We start from the raw sequence: 1,714 nt of genomic DNA, 5'->3' as shown, positions 1-1,714 counted from the left end.
AAGGCGGCGATGAACCAGTTCGCGATAATCTACGAAGACCGATTCACGCTGGCTCGCTGAAAGAGACTTCCGGACTAAACCGCCTCACACACAAAAAATCGGACACGCCCCATGATTCTCTTCCTAGACTTTGACGGCACGCTCCCCCCCAACTGGACTCTTCAGCGAAAGGGCGGGCGGGAGGTCGCAACTCCTTACTTGGGCCCGTGGTTTGGCGATGCCCCTCATCCTTGCCTCAATCATCGAGACCTATTCCGAACGTATCGACATTGTGATCGCCAGTAGGTGGGCCTATACACGTTCGATGGCTTAGATCGCGGAACTTCTACCGGGGGGAGCAAGTCGTATCGTTGGCCCTATCTGGCTATCTGGCTATCTGGCTACCTGGACAGCTCGGTCGCTACCGCGATGAGTCGATGTCACGCTATCGCTGCATCCAACGGTGGTTGGATCATCAATGCATCAGTCAGGCAGACGACTGGATAGCACTGGATAGTGATGCACGCGAGTGGCCAGTGGAGCTGCGTGATCATCTCATCCATGCCTAAGTGGCGCTTTCTTGCTCAATAGTCCAGGCTGCGCTGCGTTGCCGCTTAGCAGAAAGGCTGGTTCCACCTGATTGCCAGAAAAATTCAGGATAGCTTCCGAGCTAGATCGAACTATTGTCCGCAATTTCGATCACATGTCGTCGTGATGCAGTACAACCTCTACGGTCCTAGGCACCGAGGCAGAGGCCATCGAATTGCATTGGTCTTGCGCGATATTGGCGATGCGGAATGCTGCTGTGCGCCATGAATGTTAAGCGATAAGCCATGCGTGCGCGCATCTTGTTGATCTCTTTGGCACTCGATGTGAAGAGTTTCATATGAAACGTACCAGCAGGGTCACGACCTAGCGGTGCCAAAAATGAGTTGCTACGGTTCCTCGCGATTTCTGTCCGGACAGGTCATATGGGAATCCAGCTCAGCTCTCGTTGGAACGAGTCGACGACACTACTTCTTATCAAGCAGGACGGCGGTATCCGTCCCTATTTGCTTGAGCGAGGTGTCCCCATTGTTCTCGCGAACGTTTGGATCGGCTCACTCAGCGACTCCAAGGACAACAGCCAAGAGGCCTTCGCACGCGATATTCGATTTTTCTACCAATACTTCTCAAGCGCAGGAGTCGACGTTGAGGCTCGTCTGGCCGATTTGAAGTCGCTGACTAAGAGAGAGGTGGCCGGGGCCGTTCGTCGGCTCTGCGTGAGAGACGGAAAGAATCTCAAAAAGGCCACTTGCAGACGCAGGCTAGAGGCGGTCCGCTCATTCCTGCGCTTTGCTCAGGATCATCAGATTTCTACTCAAGCGCTGACAAGGGATCAGCTTCACGGTGTCAGCGTCTACTTCACCGCAATCGAGAGGAAAGTCTCAAGCGCTTTCAAGAGGCACATCAATCTGGGTGCCAATCCCGTGCATGCGACAGTGCTAACCGAAGATGAGGTGGAGAAAGTCCATCTCGTTATGCATCCCGATTCTAAGCTCAACCCCTTCCGTGATCGTGCAACGAGAGTGCGAAACTACTGCATCCTTCGGTTGGCATGCGTTATTGCCCCCCGCAGATCTGAGTTAGGGATGCTCTGAACAAATCCTTCGGCGACAATAGCGCAAGGTTCGACGGATGACGACGATGCAGCTGAGCTTCGGGGACGCGGAACACACGGGCAAGCGCAAGAAGA

The 1,714-nt window shown here is 54.1% G+C and carries 1 protein-coding gene; it reads left to right on the top strand.

From position 1 onward, the window contains the following. Positions 1–950 precede the first annotated feature (950 nt). Positions 951–1,619: a hypothetical protein gene (locus ACVOLS_RS21525; protein ID WP_481547317.1), complete on the top strand. Its 669-nt coding sequence runs from the start codon at positions 951–953 to the stop codon at positions 1,617–1,619. The last annotated feature ends 95 nt before the right edge of the window (positions 1,620–1,714 follow it).

It is taken from the genome of Stenotrophomonas sp. STEN038 (assembly GCF_056759895.1).
The sequence above is the reverse complement of the archived record's forward strand: the minus strand, read 5'-3'. Positions and strand labels throughout refer to the sequence as shown.